This is a genomic window from Blautia sp. 2227st1_G12_2227SCRN_220401 (assembly GCF_039062885.1).
Classification (GTDB): domain Bacteria; phylum Bacillota; class Clostridia; order Lachnospirales; family Lachnospiraceae; genus Blautia_A; species Blautia_A fusiformis.
The window spans coordinates 61191-80076 of sequence record NZ_JBCLNI010000008.1 but is presented as its reverse complement, the minus strand read 5'-3'; the positions used below and the strand labels follow the sequence as shown (position 1 = coordinate 80076).

Annotated in this window: 15 protein-coding genes; 1 reads left to right on the top strand and 14 read right to left on the bottom strand. The window is 46.0% G+C overall.

What is annotated here, in order from left to right:
- The first annotated feature begins 46 nt into the window (after positions 1-46).
- A complete protein-coding gene (locus ABCM67_RS05875; protein ID WP_147602922.1) occupies positions 47-430 on the top strand; it encodes a DUF3783 domain-containing protein in 384 nt (127 codons plus the stop codon).
- A 141-nt stretch (positions 431-571) separates the two neighbouring features.
- On the opposite strand, the gene ABCM67_RS05870 is transcribed toward ABCM67_RS05875, so the two are convergent.
- From ABCM67_RS05870 to ABCM67_RS05805, 14 genes are all read right to left on the bottom strand, one after another.
- Positions 572-1990, bottom strand: a complete 1419-nt coding sequence (locus ABCM67_RS05870; RefSeq protein ID WP_118608413.1) for an arabinose isomerase — start codon at positions 1988-1990, stop codon at positions 572-574.
- A gap of 24 nt (positions 1991-2014) precedes the next feature.
- Positions 2015-3418, bottom strand: a complete 1404-nt coding sequence (gene rhaB, locus ABCM67_RS05865) for a rhamnulokinase (RefSeq protein WP_015527297.1) — start codon at positions 3416-3418, stop codon at positions 2015-2017.
- 266 nt (positions 3419-3684) lie between these two features.
- Positions 3685-4854, bottom strand: a complete 1170-nt coding sequence (locus ABCM67_RS05860; RefSeq protein ID WP_342992610.1) for a substrate-binding domain-containing protein — start codon at positions 4852-4854, stop codon at positions 3685-3687.
- Positions 4855-4999: 145 nt separating this feature from the next.
- Complete coding sequence (locus ABCM67_RS05855; protein WP_118608415.1) at positions 5000-5977, bottom strand: ABC transporter permease; 978 nt, start codon at positions 5975-5977, stop codon at positions 5000-5002.
- Positions 5978-5988: 11 nt separating this feature from the next.
- Positions 5989-7500 carry a sugar ABC transporter ATP-binding protein gene (locus tag ABCM67_RS05850; RefSeq protein ID WP_118608416.1) on the bottom strand — a complete coding sequence of 504 codons (1512 nt, stop codon included), beginning with the start codon at positions 7498-7500 and terminating at the stop codon, positions 5989-5991.
- A 21-nt stretch (positions 7501-7521) separates the two neighbouring features.
- Positions 7522-8496 (bottom strand): ABC transporter permease, encoded by a 975-nt coding sequence (locus tag ABCM67_RS05845; protein WP_021652142.1) that lies wholly within the window; start codon positions 8494-8496, stop codon positions 7522-7524.
- A gap of 157 nt (positions 8497-8653) precedes the next feature.
- A complete protein-coding gene (locus ABCM67_RS05840) occupies positions 8654-9661 on the bottom strand; it encodes a substrate-binding domain-containing protein (RefSeq protein WP_022427197.1) in 1008 nt (335 codons plus the stop codon).
- Positions 9658-11445, bottom strand: coding sequence for a sensor histidine kinase (locus ABCM67_RS05835; RefSeq protein WP_015527303.1), 1788 nt, complete (start codon positions 11443-11445; stop codon positions 9658-9660). The genes ABCM67_RS05840 and ABCM67_RS05835 overlap by 4 nt, the downstream gene beginning before the upstream one ends.
- Complete coding sequence (locus ABCM67_RS05830) at positions 11442-13058, bottom strand: response regulator (RefSeq protein WP_147602920.1); 1617 nt, start codon at positions 13056-13058, stop codon at positions 11442-11444. The genes ABCM67_RS05835 and ABCM67_RS05830 overlap by 4 nt, the downstream gene beginning before the upstream one ends.
- Positions 13059-13307: 249 nt before the next feature.
- On the bottom strand, positions 13308-14309 hold the full coding sequence (locus ABCM67_RS05825; protein ID WP_147602919.1) for an aldo/keto reductase: 1002 nt from the start codon (positions 14307-14309) through the stop codon (positions 13308-13310).
- Between the two features lie 46 nt (positions 14310-14355).
- Positions 14356-15285 (bottom strand): 1-phosphofructokinase, encoded by a 930-nt coding sequence (gene pfkB / locus ABCM67_RS05820; protein ID WP_147602918.1) that lies wholly within the window; start codon positions 15283-15285, stop codon positions 14356-14358.
- 1 nt (position 15286) lies between these two features.
- Positions 15287-16339, bottom strand: coding sequence for a galactitol-1-phosphate 5-dehydrogenase (locus ABCM67_RS05815; RefSeq protein ID WP_147602917.1), 1053 nt, complete (start codon positions 16337-16339; stop codon positions 15287-15289).
- A 2-nt stretch (positions 16340-16341) separates the two neighbouring features.
- On the bottom strand, positions 16342-17859 hold the full coding sequence (gene xylB, locus ABCM67_RS05810) for a xylulokinase (protein ID WP_147602916.1): 1518 nt from the start codon (positions 17857-17859) through the stop codon (positions 16342-16344).
- Positions 17859-18884, bottom strand: coding sequence for a LacI family DNA-binding transcriptional regulator (locus ABCM67_RS05805; RefSeq protein WP_147602915.1), 1026 nt, complete (start codon positions 18882-18884; stop codon positions 17859-17861). The genes xylB and ABCM67_RS05805 overlap by 1 nt, the downstream gene beginning before the upstream one ends.
- Positions 18885-18886: the final 2 nt, after the last annotated feature.

Genomic DNA, 18886 nt, shown 5'->3' with positions numbered 1-18886 from the left:
TTATGTTCCACAAAAATCTTTATTCAGAAATGAGGTATGACACTATATGAATACACAGCCAGAAGCTCTTTTATATAATTTTAACAACCCAGAACGGCTTCGCCAGATCCGCCGCTATCTGAACCGTCAGAAGGTTAAGACACGGATCGTCACTGCGCCGGAATTTCTTCATCCGCTGGGATATCTTTTTGAGATTCCGGGATTTCATCCCTCATCCCAGTTTAATCTGGGAAGCAATTTCAGTGATGAGATGATCGTGCTGAAGGATTTTTCCAGTGCACAGATGGATGATTTTCTTGCTTTTTTCCGTGAAAACCAGATCCCGCCTGTTGCACTGAAGGCCATGCTCACACCGGTAACTCAGCACTGGTCTTCCATCCAGCTGCACGATGAGCTTTCCAGGGAGCACACACTTATGCATAAAAAATAACTGCAAAACCAAAATCTGCCGAATCTGCCTGCTGCATTTCCGGCAGATCTTTTTTATCTTATTTTTCCCACTGAAAAAGGAGACCGCTCCGCGCAGTCTCCTTTTTTGAATATGTTTTAGGTTGAATACATAAGAAAGAATTTATCTTGTCACGATATCTACCGGTACGTTAAAGATTTTTGCAACCTTCAGGATCGTATCGATGTGTCTTCCTGTAGCAGCTGCCATATGATGTGTCGGGCCAGCCTCGCTCCAGCGGTTAACGAACTCTCTTGCTCCGCATGTGAAGCGTGTTCTCATGTTTGTATCACCGAAGGAAAGGATCGGTCCCTCCTCGTTTACGCCCTCAGCTACAACGAATTTGAAGTTTCCGTCTTTATCCTGAGTGATTGCAAGGTAGGTTACAGGGCCTGTGTATGGATAGAACTGTGTCAGGTATCCGCCGCCTGTTTTGCCGTGGAATACCGGCACGATTTTCATGGTTGGTTTCTTGTCGGAGATGTCAGCGTCACCGCTTCCGGAATGTCCGATGATGCAGATGTCATCGTTGAAATCGATGGAGTACATCTCAGAAAGCTGGCCTGTACCGGAAATTGTCTTTAAGATACTCATTGCCATGGCAACTTTCATATCGCCCTCTACGGCACATGCAGTACCCTGTTTGATCAGCATGGAGAAAGCCGGGATCAGCATACTGTCAAGGACTCCTGCTTTACCCTGTGCAAATCCGTCGTAATGGGAAGCGATCATTCCAAGATGCTCGTCTTTTACCCACTCCTCAAAAGCAACTACATATTTTGCCATATCCCATACTTTCTCAATGGTGCCGCCGCCCTCAATATCGAATGTATCAAGGATATCCTGTGCTTTTGCCCGGATTGCCTCCTCATCTGTAATATCATCAGCGATCGCCCACATCTTCTCCCAGTCGAACTGTTTTGTGTAGAGGAACATTCTGTTATAGAGGTTTGTCTCATCAATATACAGATCCATCATACCCGGATATGGTCTTCCGATCTGCGCAATGTTAGTCTCACGGAATCTTCTTCTTACCTGAGCAGCCTTGCACCAGTCTTCGATCTCAGCCTGAACTGCAGGATCTCCGCCTTCTACAACGCCTGTGATAACCGCATGTCTCTTGCCTGCTCTCTCAAGGTCAGCAACTGCCTCGCCTACAGCACCGCATGCATAGCCTTCACCCAGCCAGGAGGCAATGTCAGTGTGCTCATAATCCAGCGCTTTGATCTTCTGAACGTTTACAAGAACAACCGGAACATCCAGATCACGGATTGCCGGAAGCATGTTGTAGGATGTTGCGTATGTCAGCATCTGAAGAAATACAAGGTCAACATCTGCTGCACGGAACTTATCTCCTGCCACCATTGCCTGCTCTTTTGTTGTCACCATTCCGCCGTCAACGATCTCTACTGTATCCGGGATCGTTTTCTTGAATGCGTCGTACTGTGCCTCAAATTCCGACACCAGTGACGGGAACTGCGGAAGATATGCGCCTAAAGCAATTGAAAATACACCAACTTTTGCCTTTGTGTTAACTAACATAATAAAACCTCCAGTTATTTTTATTTATGCTTTGTATACTTTGATACCGAAGGACTCATGGATGGTTGTACGAGCCTCCTCGATCGTTTTAAACTCCTCGGCCTTCAGCATCTGTGCTGTGATATTACCGATTGCAGTAGCCTCACCAGGGCCTGCATGGATTTCTTTCTTTGTAGCTTTTGCAGTCAGCTCATTTAAGTATCCTGCATTGGAACCACCGCCTACGATATGGATACGGCTGTAGGTTCTTCCTGTCATCTCCTCGATTTCTTTTGCGATCTTAGCGTAGCAATCTGCAAGGCTTGTATAGATAACGGTTGCAATCTCGCCAAGAGTTTCCGGAACCTGCTGTCCTGTTCTGCGGCAGTAGTCCTGAACCTCTTTTGTCATGTTCTCAGGAGAAAGGAAGCACTCATCGTTTGCGTTTACTCTTGACGGGAAGTCTTTTGCCTCCTCAGCCATCTCGCAGATCTGTGCAAAGCTGTACGCATCATCAAACTCATGACGTACAGACTGGATCATCCAGAGACCCATGATGTTCTTCAGATAACGGAAACGTCCTGCATATCCACCCTCGTTTGTGAAGTTCATCTCACAGCTCTTCTCAGAGCAGTCTGCTTCTTTTCTCTCGATTCCCATCAGAGACCATGTTCCGGAACTGATATAAATGAAATCGTCATCATTTGCAGGCACAGCCAGAACTGCAGACCCTGTATCATGTGTAGCCGGTGCTACAACCTCAAGATCAAAGCCAACTGCTTCCTTCACTGCGTCTGTTAAATGTCCGATGCTTGTGCTAGGCATGATCAGCTTCTGGAATATCTTTCTTGGATATCCCAGCATATCGATCAGCTCATAATCCCAGTCCTTGGTTGTCGGGCATACAAGCTGTCCTGTGGTTGCCTCTGTGTACTCGCAAGTTTTTTCGCCTGTAAGAAGAAAATGGAAGTAGTCCGGTACATGAAGAAGTGTCTCAGCCTGCTCCAGATACTCAGGATGTTTCTTCTTCACTGCCATCAGCTGATATACTGTATTGTAGATCGCTTTCTGGATACCGGTTCTTGCATACAGATCTTTCAGGGAAATTGTCTTGTAAACTTCCTCGTCCATTCCCTCTGTACGATGATCACGGTAGCCTACTGTATTGCCAAGAACCTTGTCGTCCTTGTCAAGAAGCACAAAGTCAACACCCCAGGTATCAACACCCATGCTTACCGGGATCTTGCCGATCTCTTTACATTTCTTAAGACCGTTTACGATCTCGTTGAAAAGGCGGTCAAACTCCCAGCAGAGTTCTCCGTCTTTCTTAACCATACCGTTCTCAAAACGATAGATTTCTTCCAGGATCATTTTTCCGTTTTCCATATGTCCCAGAATGTGACGTCCACTGGATGCTCCGATATCTACTGCTAAATAATATGTTGCCATTTTTAAATCCTCCTCAATATGTAAGCTTCTGATCACTTTCATATCTGATGTTGTATTTATCATACATCAGGATCCTTCCGGTGATAAGAACCTCTTTTGTCAAAAAAAGTGTCTTTATTTGCAAATAATACAGCGATTATTTATGAACTACTGCATTATTTGTTTAAAAAATCCGCTGACTGAATCAGCCAGCGGATCTCTTATTTCATACGTCCGTGAACGCAATCCGCGTTCATTATAACTTCACGATCTTATCAATTATATGATTAGTCATAAAGGTTAGGAGCGATATCCTCGTCTTCCATATTTGTTGCATCATACCAGTAACCGTCTGTAGGAACATCCTCAAGCTCCTGGCCGTTTGCTGCTGCTGTCAGAGCGTAGATTGCATAGTATCCCATCATAAGAGGAGACTGTGTAACAGCACCAACGAATGTGCCATCTTTAACAGCTGCTTTGATGATAGAACCAGCATCGAAACCAACACCAACTACATCACCGTTTGCCGGGTCAGAACCAAGAACGTTAAGGTTAGCATTTGCTGCAAGAACACCCTCTGCGGAAACCTGGTTGGAACCGAAGATTGCAATACAGTTCTCCTGGGAAAGGATTGCCTGTGCCTCTGTGGAGCAGAGCTCTACAGTTGTCTGTGCCGGAACAGCTACCTGGATAACAACGTCAGCGTCTTTAGCGTCTGCGTCAGCACCCTCTGCTGCGTTTACATAGAACTCGTTACCGCTTACTGCAACTGTCTTGCCATCAGCCTGAAGAAGCTCGATCATCTTGTTGATGAATCCTGTACCACGCTGCTGGATGTTCTGAGCTGTTGCATCCTGGTTAACCTCACCGATGATAACCTGTCCGTCAGCATCTTTAACAACGTCTTTAATGGAGTTGTACATATTCTCAGCTGCTACTGCACCAGCCTGTGCGTTGTCTGTACAAACCTCGCATACTACAGATCCTTCCGGAGCATCAGCGATACCTGTATCGAATGTTACAACCGGGATTCCTTTTTCTGCACATGTCTTAAGTGCATCTGTAACGGAAGATGTATCACAAGCTGCAAGTCCTAATCCAACAGGATTGGAAGCGATAGCTGTGTTGATCATGTTAACCTGGTCAGCGATATCGGACTCACTGTTCGGTCCCTGTGGTTTATAATCAACGCCCAGCTCCTTAGATGCTTTCTTCATACCTTCCTGAGCTGCATCCCAGTATGTGGACTGGAAAGATTTAACCATCATCGGGAACACATAAGCTTCGTTTGCTTTCAGTCCGTCGAACTGTGCAGTAGGATCCTCAGCTGCTGTGGAATCTGCAGATTTCTCTGTTGCTGCATCTTCTTTCTCCTCAGCTGCAAAAGCTGCAGTTGCACTCATGCTTGTTACCATTGCTGCACAGAGCATTAATGCCATAACCTTTTTTGCTTTCATATAATATTTCCTCCTTAAATATATTATATAGTTTTTTTATGTTCATACGCCATTGCTACCCCTTGGCGTTTCACATCTTTGATAATGGGTACTGTCACATTTCTCTGTGAACAGCACCCTTTTTCACATTATATCTCACTGCTTATCAGTGAGCTGCTTTTTTCTCTTTCAGGATATCGATCAGAACGGCTACGATCAGAACGATACCAGTGATGATCTGCTGCCAGTTTGCCTGCAGGCCGATATATGGAAGACCTGTTTTCAGAAGCATGATGACGAAGATACCAACGAATGTACCGATCACGGAACCATATCCACCGGTAGCTGCTACACCACCAACGAATACACCACCGATAGCATCCATCTCAAGTCCGGCACCAGTACCAGGCTGTACAGTAGGTGTTACTGCTGCGTATGCGATCGCTGCAAGACCTGTAAACAGACCGCAGACAACGTATACCATTACGTGATAGAACTTTGTATTGATTCCGGAAAGGGCTGCTGCCTCTTTGTTGGAACCGATTGCAATTGTATAACGACCGAATTTGGTGTGGTTCAGGATGTACTCCATAAGAAGAACCAGAATGACCATCCACAGGAATCCAAGCGGATAACGGGAAGCACTTCTTCCTGTACCAACAGTTACTTTAAAGATTGTGTGGAACCATCCACCATCCTGTGTAAGTCCCGGCCAAGGTGTCGCACTGCAGAGAGATCCGGCACCACGGGTGATCATACAGGTACAAAGTGTTGCCAAAAATGGCGGCAGGTTCATAACACCGATCAGTACACCGTTCAGTGCACCGACTGCGATACCAAGAACAACACAGATCAGCATTGCCAGAGCTACCGGGCAATTGTTGTTTCTGATCAATGTTCCGGCGATCAGTGCGTATGCTACCATACCAGTTCCGATTGACAGGTCAACACCACCAGTGATAAGCGGGAATGTAACTCCGATCGCCATAAGAAGATCGTAATATGAGAAATCCAGCATACTCAGGATCGTGGTGTACTGTCTGAATTCTTTACTCAAGCCTGAGAATATTGCACACAGGACAATGATAACGAGCAAAACAATAAATCTCTGATCACTTAAAATACTTTTTTTCTTCTTAGTCATGACTTTCCTCCTTAATCGATATTCCGTGTGGCCTTGTCCATGATGTTTTCCTGGGTTGCCTCGGAGATATCAATACATCCGGTAACTTTACCCTCACACATGATGATGATACGGTCACTCATTCGGAGAACTTCCGTCATCTCAGAAGAAATCATGATAATGGATTTTCCTTCTGCTGCCAGTCTGTTCATTAATTTGTAGATTTCGTTCTTAGCACCAACATCGATACCTCTGGTAGGCTCATCGAAAATAAGGATGTCACTGTCTCGTGTCAGCCATTTTGCGATAACTACCTTCTGCTGGTTACCACCGGAAAGGTTAACTACCAGCTGGTCTGTAGTAGGTGTCTTAGTTGCAAGTTCGTTTACATATTTCTCAGCAACTTTTTTCTCTTTTGCTTTGTTGATAAAGATACCATTGGTAAACTCTTCCATTGTTGCCAGTGTTGTATTCTCTGTTACAGATTTCTGTACAACACAGCCGTATCTTCTTCTGTCCTCTGACAGATAACCGATACCGTATTTAACAGCATCCTGCGGGCTGTTGATGGTAACTTCGTGAAGCTGTCCATCTTTACCCATAACAGAGATCTTACCACTCTGTTTCGGGTCTGCTCCGAACAGTGCTCTGGCTGTCTCGGTACGTCCTGCACCCATCAGTCCTGAGAAACCAAGGATCTCACCTTTCTTCAGTTCAAAGCTTACATCTTGAACCATCTTTCCTGCGTTCAGATGTTCAACCTTAAGAACTACCGGTGCATCTGCCGGAACTGCACTCTCCTGCTTCGGATCCTCATAAATAACACGACCAACCATCATGTTGATGATATCTTCTTTTGTACTGTCTTTTGTGATGAGAGTTCCTACGTAACCACCATCTCGCATGACTGTTACACGGTCTGTGATGGTTTTGATCTCATCCATACGGTGTGAGATATACACGATACCAAGATTTTTCTTACGAAGGTCACGGATGATCTCGAACAGATCCGCGATCTCTTTCTCGGTAAGTGCTGCGGAAGGCTCATCGAAGATGATGACCTCAGCTTTATGAGAGATTGCTTTTGCGATCTCACACATCTGCTGTTTTCCGACTGTCAGGTTTTTCATCTTTTCCTTCGGATTGATCTCAATGTTCAGATCCTGGAAAAGCTTCTTTGAATCCTCGATCATCTTTTTGTCATCAATGCGGAAACCTTTTTTCGGTTCACGTCCGATGAAGATGTTCTGAGCAACGGTAAGATCACCTACCATGTTCAGCTCCTGATGTACGATTACAACGCCGGCATCCTGTGCCTCACGTGTATTGTGGAATTCTGTTTCCTGTCCTTTGTAAACGATGGAACCTGAATCCTTCTGATAAATACCGGTAAGAACCTTCATCAGTGTTGATTTACCGGCACCGTTTTCTCCCATAAGTGCATGTACTTCGCCGCGTTTTACTTCGAAATTAACGTGATCCAGAGCATGAACTCCAGGAAAGGACTTATCAATGTCCTTCATAGTTAAAATAACTTCACCCATTGTCGCATCCTCCCTCTAAGATCAGTTCTTTCTGCGTCTTGCAGAAACGTCGATATAAACTGCAACGATAACGATGATACCTGTGATGATCATCTGCTGTCCTTTACCAAGACCAAATGCCATGATGCCCTGCTGAAGAAGAGAGATGATGAATACGCCGATTACAGTACCGCCGATGGAAGCAAGTCCACCAACCATGGATGTACCACCCATAACGCAGCCTGCAATAGCCTCATTGTTGTACTGATCGCCATAACCAGGCTGAACAGTTGTGTATGTAGCTACAAAGAAGAGTGCTCCAATACCTACCAGGAATCCGCAGATCACATAAGCAAGCATTTCCCATTTCTTTGTGTTAACACCGGAAAGGCGGACAGCCTCTTTGTTGGAACCAAGGCAGAGGATGTAACGTCCCGGTTTTGTGTTGTAAAGAACGATACCGCAGATAACTGCCATTCCCAGGAAGATAATGATTCCTACAGGGAAGCCGTTTACGGAAACGATATTACGGAACCAGCCGTTTGCATCGCTGGCTGCCGGCCAGCTTACAGACTGTGTTTTTGTGAATACAGAAGCAATACCTTTTGCAATGTTCATGGATGCCATGGAAATAATGAATGGTGGCACTGACATGTAAGAAACCATCCAGCCATTGAAAATACCAAAGCAGAGACCGATCAGAATGCAAAGGATCATGGCAACTGCACAGGGAACCTTGTAAGATGTCATGCAGTAACCGGATACCAGTGCACAGCAGAACATTACAGGTCCGATGGAGAAATCAATTCCTCCTGTAGCGATTACGAATGTAACGCCAAGTGACAAGAAGCCCAGGAAGTACACATAGTTCAAAGTAGACTTGATACTATCAACAGCCGGAAACTTGTTTCCAAGAACTACTTTAAAAACCAGGAACATAAGAATCAGAACACAGACAAGAAGTATTCTGTTCAATCCGAGCTTCTTAACGATTGGATTTTGTTTTAAGTTTTCCAATTTTTACCCTCCTCACGTTTTGCACGTATCTTGTGTTTTCTTGGTTATTATAATACCGTCAAAAATCAATAATTGTAATAGAATATCTTTCAAAAAAAGGTTAAATATTTACTGTATGGTAAATATTTAACCCTTTTCTTTGTGCATTTATGACTATTTACGGTGTAAGATCACCATATGTTTTTAACGTATTAAACGGGAAAAGCAGTTTTTCGATCTCACTGGTATACATATTGTCAGGAGTCACCAGCTGGCACCCGGAATTAATATTCTTCTTATAGTCTTCTCCACGCAGCATCTTAACAGTTTCCCGAACACCCACATACCCCATTTTAAATGCCTTCTGTACAACGATTCCCTGGAAGATTCCGTGTTCCATCAGCTGGACGGCCTCCTGTGAGCTGTCTACTCCCACCACCCTGATCCGATTCTCTGCTTTTGCTGCCTTTACTGCTCTTGCAGCACCTACAGAGGAATATTCATTCATTCCCGCGATCATCTTGAGATCCGGATATTTTTTCATCAGCTCTTTTGTAAGCTCATAGGACTTGTCATACTGAGAATCACAGTATACCACATCTACGATATTATCCTTCAGACTGCCAAGTCCTGTCCGGAAACCTTTTTCTCTTTCAACTGCCGTAGATACACCCTTTACATGTGAAACGATCGCAATCTGATCATCCGTTCCCACAAGATCCTTCGCAAACCTGCCAAGGATCTGTCCCGCTTCCAGATTATCGGTCGCAACGGTAAGATCCTGGACCTCTTCCTGTGTGTAGGAATCAATAAATGCGATATGTATTCCCTGTTCCTTTGCCTTCTTCAAAAGCTGGTCGGATTCAGTGAAGCTGGACGGCGAGATCAGGATCGCGTCCGGTTTTTCTTCTATTGCCCTTTCGATCAGCTTGTTCTGCCCAGCCACATCATTCTCTTCCTCAGGTGCCCATACGCGGATATCTGCATTATATTCCTTTGCAGCCATCTCCGCCCCCTGGATCAATGATGTCCAGAAATCATTGGTACCGTCCACAACCTTCGGAATATAGATCAGCGATAGTTTTCTCTCTTCTTCTACCTGTTTATAATAGACTATTCCGGCTACAAGCCCCGCCACAAGGCAGATGACCACTCCTAAAGTCAGGAGTTTTCTATGTTTTTTCATATTGATTCCTCCTGTATTCCCGGAATGGTGATCGTGGCAGTGGTTCCGACACCTTTTTCACTTTCATAGGTGATCCCGTAATTTTCTCCATAATAAAGCTTCAGACGTTTCTGTACATTGTAAACACCCACACCATTGGAATGATAATTCACCTTATGCTTATCATAAATATGTGACAATGTTTCCTCATCCATACCTACACCGTTGTCGATCACCTGAAGAACTGCATTTCCGTCCTTCATAAAGCCTTTTACCTGCAAAAGTCCCTTACTCTCTTTATATTTCAGTCCATGATAGATGGCATTTTCAATGATCGGCTGGAGAACCAGCTTGATCAGAGGGATATTTAATATAGAAGGTTCTACATCGATCTCGAATTCCAGCTTGTCCTTGTAACGCATCTTCTGGATCGTAAGATAACCCTTGGCATACTCCACTTCCCTTGCAAGAGGAACCACTTCATCTTCATTACTGATGCTCTGACGAAGAAGACGCGCCAGGGATGCTGTCATCAGAACAACCTCTTCGTACTTTCTGCCCTCTGCCATCCAGATGATCGAATCCAGGGTATTGTAGAGAAAATGAGGATTGATCTGGGACTGAAGGGCCTTAAGCTCACTTTTTCTCTTTGCTTCCTGTTCCTTCACGTTCTGCTCCATAAGATCCTGTATCCTATGTGTCATCACATTGAAAGATTTCGTCAGGCTTCCAATCTCATTCTCTGAATCGATCTCCACATCTGCTCCGTCAAAATGCCCTTCCTGTACTCTGGACATGGAATCTCTGAGACGCTGAAGAGGATATGTAAGACTCTTTGCCAGAAATCTGGAAAAAAGCAGTGCCACGATCATCAGAAGTGCGGAAATAAGCACATAAATACTCTGTGCCTGATTGCTTTTGCGCAGAAGCTCGCTGACGCTCATACAACCCACAACGGTCCATCCGGTTTTATTTGATCTGGAAATGGAATACAGCTTTCCTCTGTTTCCCTTTTCGGTACGCACCGTATCTTCTTTTGATTTCACGATCAGGTCGATATTCTCAGTCTGCAATTCATTGTAAAGCTGCTGCTGTTGGGGATGGTATACAATATTTCCGCTTTCATCCAGAATAAATGCGTATCCCTTTTTCCCGATCGTATTCTGATCACAAAGTTCACTGATGGCACTGTAATTCAGATCAATAAAAAAGACTCCCTCTTTCTCACCACTGTTGGAAAAATTACGGATTCCCCTGCTTAAAGTGATCACCCACGGACGCTCTCCGCTGATGATGTGCTGTACATGAGAAGATGTAAGAAGCGGGCCTTCCGGCTTCTGTAAAGCTTCCAGATACCACTCCTGGGTGGAAAGCTTCAGATCCGGATTCACAGACTGTTTGCCGTCGTTGATCAGCTTCCGTCCATTACTTCCAATGATTCCAAGATTTCGGATATCACTTCGTCCATCCAGAATAGTCTTGAACTGATTGATCAGACGCTCTCTTGTTCCATTGTCCACATTTTCACCAAAAAGATATTGCTGTACATCCTCGTTACTGGAGATCATATAGGCTATATTTTCCATGTAATCAATATAGGAATCAATATTCTGATTCATCTGCTGCACGATATTCTGGGTGTAGACAGCAGAATTTTCAAAAATAGAATTGCGGGTATATCTCATGGAAACACCTGTTATGACCAGCACCGCACTTAAAAGCAGCACCGTCACTACCGCAAAGATCGCACTCTGGATACTCTTAAATTTTCCTATGATCTTTGCCGCAAACCGGATATCTCTCATTTACGTTTCTCCCTTGCATATTCTGTTGGTGTGCAGCCGGTCATTTTTTTGAAGGAGATCCCAAAATAATGGGGATCTGCAAATCCGACTTTCTCGGCAATTTCATAATTCTTCATAGTTGTATTCTCCAGAAGTTCCTTCGCCTTCTCCATACGGGTACGGATCAGAACCTCTGTAAAAGTCTCTCCCGTAAGATCCTTAAAGATCGTACTGAAATAGCTTGTACTGATATTCAGATAGGAACAAATACTGTTCAGGCTTAAATCCGGATCCATATAATTCTTCTGGATATAATCCAGGGCAAGTCTGGCCTGACGCTGTCCGCTGGAGCTGTTTGCATCAGAAAGTGTCTGGAAAATCTCTCCGATATGATTCCTGACCAGTTCAACAGCACTGTCAAAAGAATTCTGCTCCGTAACCTGCTGCAGAAGTGCTTCTCTTTTGGAAAAAAGCCTATTGTCCGGAACCATATCCTCACAGGTCTCATCTGCTGCACGGATGATCTGCTGAAGATACACGCAAGCACGACTCTTATCCACCCGCGCTTCCTTGATCTCAGAAGAGATCTGTTCCAGAATATGCTCTGCGTTTTCCTTTTTACCCATTTTCAGAGCAGCTGCCAGCTTCTCTACATAAGCTTTAATGGAAAGATTTTTTTCCTCCGGCTGTTCTTCCATATCAATAAGAAGGCTTCCTCCAAGAAGATAACGATATTCAATAGCTTTCTCTGCAAGTTCATGGGATGCACGAAGCTCCTGCTGAGTTCTGGCCCAGCTTCCCACACCGATAGAAATATCCAGCGACATCAGTTCCTTCAGCTTATCCTGGATCGTCCTGCAGATCTCCATTATCTTGTGTTCAAACTCTCTGGTACGGTTTCCCATGAAAAGAGCACCGACCTTGTTATTTCCGGCCTGATATGCCACTCCTGCTTTTTCTTTGCTGATGATCTCATCACTGATATTAAAAAGGACAAAAGACATCAGTGCACTCTCCTGGCGTTTCTCCGCAGTAAGCTGACTGCCGTCCGAATACAGATCCAGATCAAAAACAGCCACACGATAGCATGCTGCCTCAAGATCGATTCCCAGTGCAGCAAGCTCTTCCAGACTTTCCTGCCGTGTCTTGATATTATCCACAAAGCCCTGCAGCGCTCTGGAACGGATCACAATGGCGTTTTTCTGATAATTCTCGGAAGTTTGTGTCAGACGTTCCAGCTTCTCTTTTTCTTTTCTTTGCTGGTCCACCTTCTCTTTCATTTTTCCGATAACATTTCTGAGTTCCATGGCTGTCACCGGCTTCAGCATATATTCACTGACACCATACTGAATCGCCTTCTTGGCATACTCGAATTCTCCGAATCCGCTGAAGATCACGATCACGATGTCCGGATAATTATCATGGAGAAAACGGCTCAGTTCCATACCATCCATATATGGCATAAGGATATCTGTAAGCACGATATCCACCGGATGGTTCTGTACAAATTCCGCTGCTGCTTTCCCGTTATCACAGTCTCCTACCAGCTCACAGTCCATTGCTTTCCAGTCAATATTCTCCCGGATCGCATCTCGAACAAGTATCTCATCATCTACCAGTAAAATACGATACATAATTTCTGTTGTCCCCCTCTGATCAGTTTCTGTTGTTTTTATTGCACATCCCCCTGACAGATCCTTCCCCCCGTCTCTGTCATTTTCATTGGTAAGATTACTGTCCTTTCTGTGAACAATAACTGTTAATTCTTTTTATATGTTAACATGTTTGGTTAAAATTTACAACGGAGTTTCTTAGTCCAAATTAAATACAAAGAAATCCCGCATCCAACATATAGGACACGGGATTTTACTGCAACACTTTTATTATTTTACGATAACGCCATCCTCGTCCCAGAGGTCATGCCAGTCCCTGGCACCATGCCACAGAAATACCTGTCCTTTTACAAGACGGTTGCCTTTTTCCAGAGTTGCGATGGTTGCCATTTCTTTCTCTGTAAGGGGATCCTCTGTGACACATTTCAGGTTGCTTGCATAGTTGTGCACAGAGAACGGAATGGAGATCTCTCCTCTCTGATGTGCCCATTTCAGAGCGATCAGAGCCGGATGAACACCATGTGCCTTTGCGATCGCCTGCATCTCCGGAACCTCCAGATCCGCAACATCCTCCGGGCAGATATCTCTCTCCGGTCTGCGTGGAGAACCGATCGGCATATAGCCTACCGGCTGGATGTTATGCTCTACCAGATAATCATAAAGCTCCTGCTGCTGGAAGCATACATGAAGCTCAAGCTCACAGGTTGCAGGTTTGATCTTCATAAGCGGAAGAACTGCCTCAAGCTTCGGAATGGTCATATTGGAAATACCGATGTAACGGATCTTTCCTTTTTCTACCAACGCCTCACACTGGCGGTATGTATCCATAAACTCCTCCACACTGAAGGGTTTGGACTCCGGATTTCTGGAATCCACATCACATCCCGGTGCATGATAGTTCGGGAATGGCCAGTGGATGAAATACATATCCACATAATCGCACTGAAGATCCTTAATGCTCTTGTCACAGGCTTCCTCTACTCTTCTGTGCATGTCATTCCATACCTTTGTCATGATAAAAAGATCCTTACGCTCTACAACACCTTCGTCAAAAGCGTCCTTAAATACCTGGCCAATCTCATGCTCGTTTCCGTAACATGCGGCACAGTCAAACATACGGTAGCCACTGCGGATCGCGCCTGCAACAGCTGCAGATACATCCTCTGCGGATACACGGTCAGAACCGAATGTTCCCATTCCGACACACGGAACCTGCTCGCCGGAAGGAAGTGTCACTTTCGGCACAATTGCCGGATTGATAACTTCTGCCATCTTTACATCTCCTTTTTTATAAAAATTTTTTTATTATAAGCTTATCTTATAAACGCCTGATCTCGATCTTCGGAAGAAGAGCCTCCATATCCTCCATCACAAAGAAGCCCGTTTCCTCGCGCATGGCTGCCGCCGCTGAGATCGCACTGGCTCTTTGCAGAGTCTCTTCCAGGGAAAGTCCCTCACTTAATCCAAGGGCAAAGCCTGCGATCATGGAATCTCCGCAGCCTACGGTATTTACCGCATCGATCTTCGGAACCACCGCACGGAAAATCCCTTCCTCTCCGACTGCCAGGGAACCATCTGCTCCAAGCGAAACCGCCACGATCTCCACACCACCGGCATGGATGGCTTTCGCTGCTTCAATGATATCGTTGATATCGTCACAATGCTTGCCTGTCAGCATACGGATCTCATCAATGTTAGGCTTGATCAGTGTCGGTGCTGCCTTGATTCCCTCTTCCAGAAGCTTGCCGCTGGTATCCAGGATCACCGGTTTTCCGGCGTCTTTCACAATCTTCACAAGGCGCTGGTAGGCACTTCCGTCAAGTCCCTTCGGCACGCTGCCGGATATCGCCACAACAGAAGCGTCTTTTACAAGCTGGCGAAATTTTTTCTCAAAGCCCTCAAAATCTGCCTCTGTCAGTGTAAATCCCGGCTCCAGGAATTCGGTCTGTACATGATTCACCTCATCCCAGATGTTGATACAGGAGCGGCTCTCCGCCTCTACATGGTAAAAAGCACTCTTAATGCCAAAGGGTTTCAGGGCAGCTTCTATATAATTGCCTGCGTGGCCGCCTACAAAGCCGGTGGCAACCACTTCAGCACCGTAAATGGACGCCGGCTTGGAAACATTCAGTCCCTTTCCGCCGGGAACGTAGGTACATTCACGCACACGGTTCACTTTGCCCACTTTAAAATCATCCACTACATAACGCTTGTCAATGGCAGCGTTTAAGGTTACTGTCAGGATCATATCAGTCTTCCTCATTGGAAAGAAGGATCTTTCCTTTTACAAGGCCCGGTGTCTTGAACAGCTGGAATGCCTCCTGTGCCTGGCTCATCGGGATTTTCTTATAGATGAAGCCCGGGTCAAACTTCAGCTGGCCAGTTGCAAAATAATGCGCCGTCAGCTCCCACTCACGGCCCGGATACGGGGCACTGTAGGACATCCAGGAACCGGTAAGCTTGAACTCCTTACGGTTCATGTTCTCCCACTCCTTCGGTGTAAAGGTAAGGTTTTCATGAGGAGTACCAATGAAGCATACATGTGCCTTGTTTGCTGCAAGCTCAAATGCCATATGCATGGTAGGAACCTGTCCTGCTGTCTCAAATACGAAGCCGTAGCCCTTTCCACCTGTAATGGCCATGGCTTTTTCCATATATCCCTCTTCCTTTGTGTTGATGATCTCATCTGCGCCGAGACGCTTTGCAAGAGCAAGTCTCTCATCGCTGATATCAAAGACCACTACCTTTTTGGAGCCAAAGATCTTTGTCCACTGCATGGTGAACATACCGACCGTACCGCCGCCAAGGATCGCCACATACTCTCCGCCGTGGTAATCGTTCTGGAATATACCGTGGATGGCTACGGTTGCAGGCTCAAACATGGCTCCCTGCTCATATGGAACATTGTCTGCGAATGGTACTGCATTCTGCTCAGGAACCACTACATAATCTGCGTTTGCTCCCTGCTCTCTGGAACCGATGAAGCTGTAATGCTTGCAGAGAGAGAAATTACCCTTCTGGCAGTCGTCACATTTCATACAGGGAAGAAGTGGTGCACCGGATACACGGTCGCCGACCTTCACCTTGGTAACGCCTTCTCCCACTTCCACCACATCGCCGGAAAATTCATGTCCAAGCACGATGGGATAAAAATGTACGCCGTGATTTAATACACGCGGGATATCAGATCCGCAGATCCCGGAATATCTTACCTTGATCTTCACATGGCCAGGTGTTACCTGGGGTTCTTCCACATCCTGATATTGAACATCCTCATTTGCTACTACTACTGCTGCTTTCATGATCACTTTTCCTCCTCATTTCTCATCATAGGTTCAAGAGATTTATAGAGATTTAAATAGGTTTTATAGGTTTTCTCATAAACGTCCCGGTTTTCCGGGTTCGGTTCATGTCTTCTTGTTTCCTTTACCGTAAGACGGATGGCCTCATCATAATCCTGATACATTCCAACACCAACACCTGCCAGAATCGCTGCACCAAGTGTTGTTGCCGTATCAGAGGACGGCACTACGATGGGTTTTCCTGTGATATCGGATTTGATCTGTGTCCAGAGAAGAGAATTTGCAGAGCCTCCCATTGCACGGAGAACTTCCACATCTGCTCCCGCTTCCTTTGCCACCTCAAGGTTGTGTTTCAGAGAAAGTGCTACGCCTTCCATACAGGCACGTACCATATGTCCCTTGGTCTTGGCAAAATCCAGTCCGTAGAATACGCCCTTCGCATTAGGATTCCAGATCGGGGAACGCTCACCGGACATATATGGAAGAAATACCACTCCGTCACTGCCTGGTGCGACCCTTTCCGCGATCTCATTGAGCTGATTCAGAGAAGAGCCTTTTTCCCCTGCTACAGAGCGCTCATAATCTGCAAACTCACGTTCAAACCAGCGCATGACACCACCACCTCCGGTGGTTCCTCCCTGAAGGAGCCACTGTCCCGGAACCACGTGATAGCCAAGGATCAGTCTGGGATCTGCCTTGTACGCATCCATGCAGATACTCATTCCGCCGGCCTGTCCTCCCTGCTCCTGTGTCTCACCCGGATGGATTACTCCAGCTCCCAGTGTTCCGCATGCCGCATCCAGACCACCGGCAACAACCGGTGTTCCCACAGCAAGGCCGGATTCCTCCGCCGCCTTCTCTGTAACTGTTCCCACAACATGATCACAGGCACAGATCTCAGGAAGAAATTCCATGGGAATCCCAAGCTTTCTGCACATATCTTCATCCCAGGCTGCCTTTCTCATGTCAAAGCAATGCAGGCCATAGCCCTGGGAAACATCCTGGCTCATCACACCCGTCAGCTTATATGCAATGTAGCTGTTAGACTGCAGGATCTTGTGGATCCTTTGGTACACCTCCGGGAGATTTTCTTTATACCAGAGGATCTTTGCAGTTGTGTAGGACGGCTGAAGGGAATTACCGGATACTTCAAAAATCTGCTCTGCCCCGATCTCTTCATTCAATCTGTCACAAATAGACTGTGCTCTGGTATCCATCCAGATCGGAGTGTTTGTCAGTACATTTCCGTCCTTATCCATGGCAATGGCTGACCAGCTCTGACCGTCAATACCGATGCCTGCGATCTCCTCAGGTGCTATCCCCACTTTTTGGATGGCCTTCTTTACCGCCTGACAGACAGCACTCCACCATTCTTCCGGATTCTGTTCTGCCCAGCCCTCCTTCGGATAGTAAACCGGATAATCGCCGTTGGCCGCAGCCACAACCGTTCCCGATTTTTCAAAAACCGCAACCTTACAGGCACTGGTTCCGATATCAATACCTAATAAATATGGTTTCATTATAGCTTCTCCTTCTCGTCCAGCACACAGACGGATTTTCCCATGATGATCTCTGCGCCAAGCTTCTCCGTGATCGGTTCTGTTTCTTCACTTGCAGCCCCTTCCAGCCGTTTCAGCATGATTCCCGCCACTTCTCCGGCAATCCCCTGTGTAGGCTGTGCCACAATGGTAAGCTTGGGATTGCATGCTCTGGCAAACTGCAGATTGTCAAAACCGATCATAGACAGCTGTTCCGGGATCTTAAGACCCAGCTCATTCATCCCGATCACCGCCCCCATGGTCATCTCATAGTTGGTAACAAACACGGCCGTCATATCCGGATTGTCCGCAACAAGCTTCTCAATTCCCTGCACACCGCCCTGAATGGTATAATCGCCGTGATAGATCAGAGATTCCCGTACCGGTATATTTTCTTTTTCGTATGCATTGCGGTACCCCTGGAGACGTTCCTGAGCTGTGGAAATTTCCTCCGGTCCGCCAATGATCCCGATCTTACGGTGTCCTGCCTGAAAAAAAACTCTCATTGCGTCCTCAGCCGCCTTCTCGTTGTCTACAAGAACACTGTCACAGGAAAGCTCCCTGATTCTGCGGTCAATGAGTACGATGGGCTTTCCGGTTTTCTGGAATTTTTTCAGATGATTGCCTTCCGCATCCACCGGCATGCTGATGATCCCGTCCACACGCTTCCGGCTTAAAAACTCCACTGCATCCCGCTCCAGTCTCTTATCGGTACGGCAGTCACAGACAATAGTCGCATATCCGTGACTCCTTAAGACATCCTCCATTCCTGTGATGATCTCCGCGCAAAAGGTATTGTTAAGCTCCGGGATCACCACGCCGATGGTCTTGGTAGCATTGGTCTTAAGCCCTCTGGCCACCTCATTGACCTCATAATGCAGCTCCTGAATGGCCTCCTCGATCTTTATTCTGTTTTTTTCTCTTACGTTTCCGCCGTTAAAATAAGAAGAAATCGTTGCGAGCCCAAGTCCGGTCCGCCTGGCAATATCTTTCATGGTTGCTGCCATAC

Excerpts from the sequence above, each read along its gene's own strand:
- ABCM67_RS05875 (WP_147602922.1), top strand. The coding sequence starts at position 47 with ATGAATACACAGCCAGAAGCTCTTTTATATAATTTTAACAACCCAGAA.
- ABCM67_RS05870 (WP_118608413.1), bottom strand. The coding sequence starts at position 1,990 with ATGTTAGTTAACACAAAGGCAAAAGTTGGTGTATTTTCAATTGCTTTA.
- rhaB (WP_015527297.1), bottom strand. The coding sequence starts at position 3,418 with ATGGCAACATATTATTTAGCAGTAGATATCGGAGCATCCAGTGGACGT.
- ABCM67_RS05860 (WP_342992610.1), bottom strand. The coding sequence starts at position 4,854 with ATGAAAGCAAAAAAGGTTATGGCATTAATGCTCTGTGCAGCAATGGTA.
- ABCM67_RS05855 (WP_118608415.1), bottom strand. The coding sequence starts at position 5,977 with ATGACTAAGAAGAAAAAAAGTATTTTAAGTGATCAGAGATTTATTGTT.
- ABCM67_RS05850 (WP_118608416.1), bottom strand. The coding sequence starts at position 7,500 with ATGGGTGAAGTTATTTTAACTATGAAGGACATTGATAAGTCCTTTCCT.
- ABCM67_RS05840 (WP_022427197.1), bottom strand. The coding sequence starts at position 9,661 with ATGAAAAAACATAGAAAACTCCTGACTTTAGGAGTGGTCATCTGCCTT.
- ABCM67_RS05835 (WP_015527303.1), bottom strand. The coding sequence starts at position 11,445 with ATGAGAGATATCCGGTTTGCGGCAAAGATCATAGGAAAATTTAAGAGT.
- ABCM67_RS05830 (WP_147602920.1), bottom strand. The coding sequence starts at position 13,058 with ATGTATCGTATTTTACTGGTAGATGATGAGATACTTGTTCGAGATGCG.
- ABCM67_RS05825 (WP_147602919.1), bottom strand. The coding sequence starts at position 14,309 with ATGGCAGAAGTTATCAATCCGGCAATTGTGCCGAAAGTGACACTTCCT.
- pfkB (WP_147602918.1), bottom strand. The coding sequence starts at position 15,285 with ATGATCCTGACAGTAACCTTAAACGCTGCCATTGACAAGCGTTATGTA.
- ABCM67_RS05815 (WP_147602917.1), bottom strand. The coding sequence starts at position 16,339 with ATGAAAGCAGCAGTAGTAGTAGCAAATGAGGATGTTCAATATCAGGAT.
- xylB (WP_147602916.1), bottom strand. The coding sequence starts at position 17,859 with ATGAAACCATATTTATTAGGTATTGATATCGGAACCAGTGCCTGTAAG.
- ABCM67_RS05805 (WP_147602915.1), bottom strand. The coding sequence starts at position 18,884 with ATGGCAGCAACCATGAAAGATATTGCCAGGCGGACCGGACTTGGGCTC.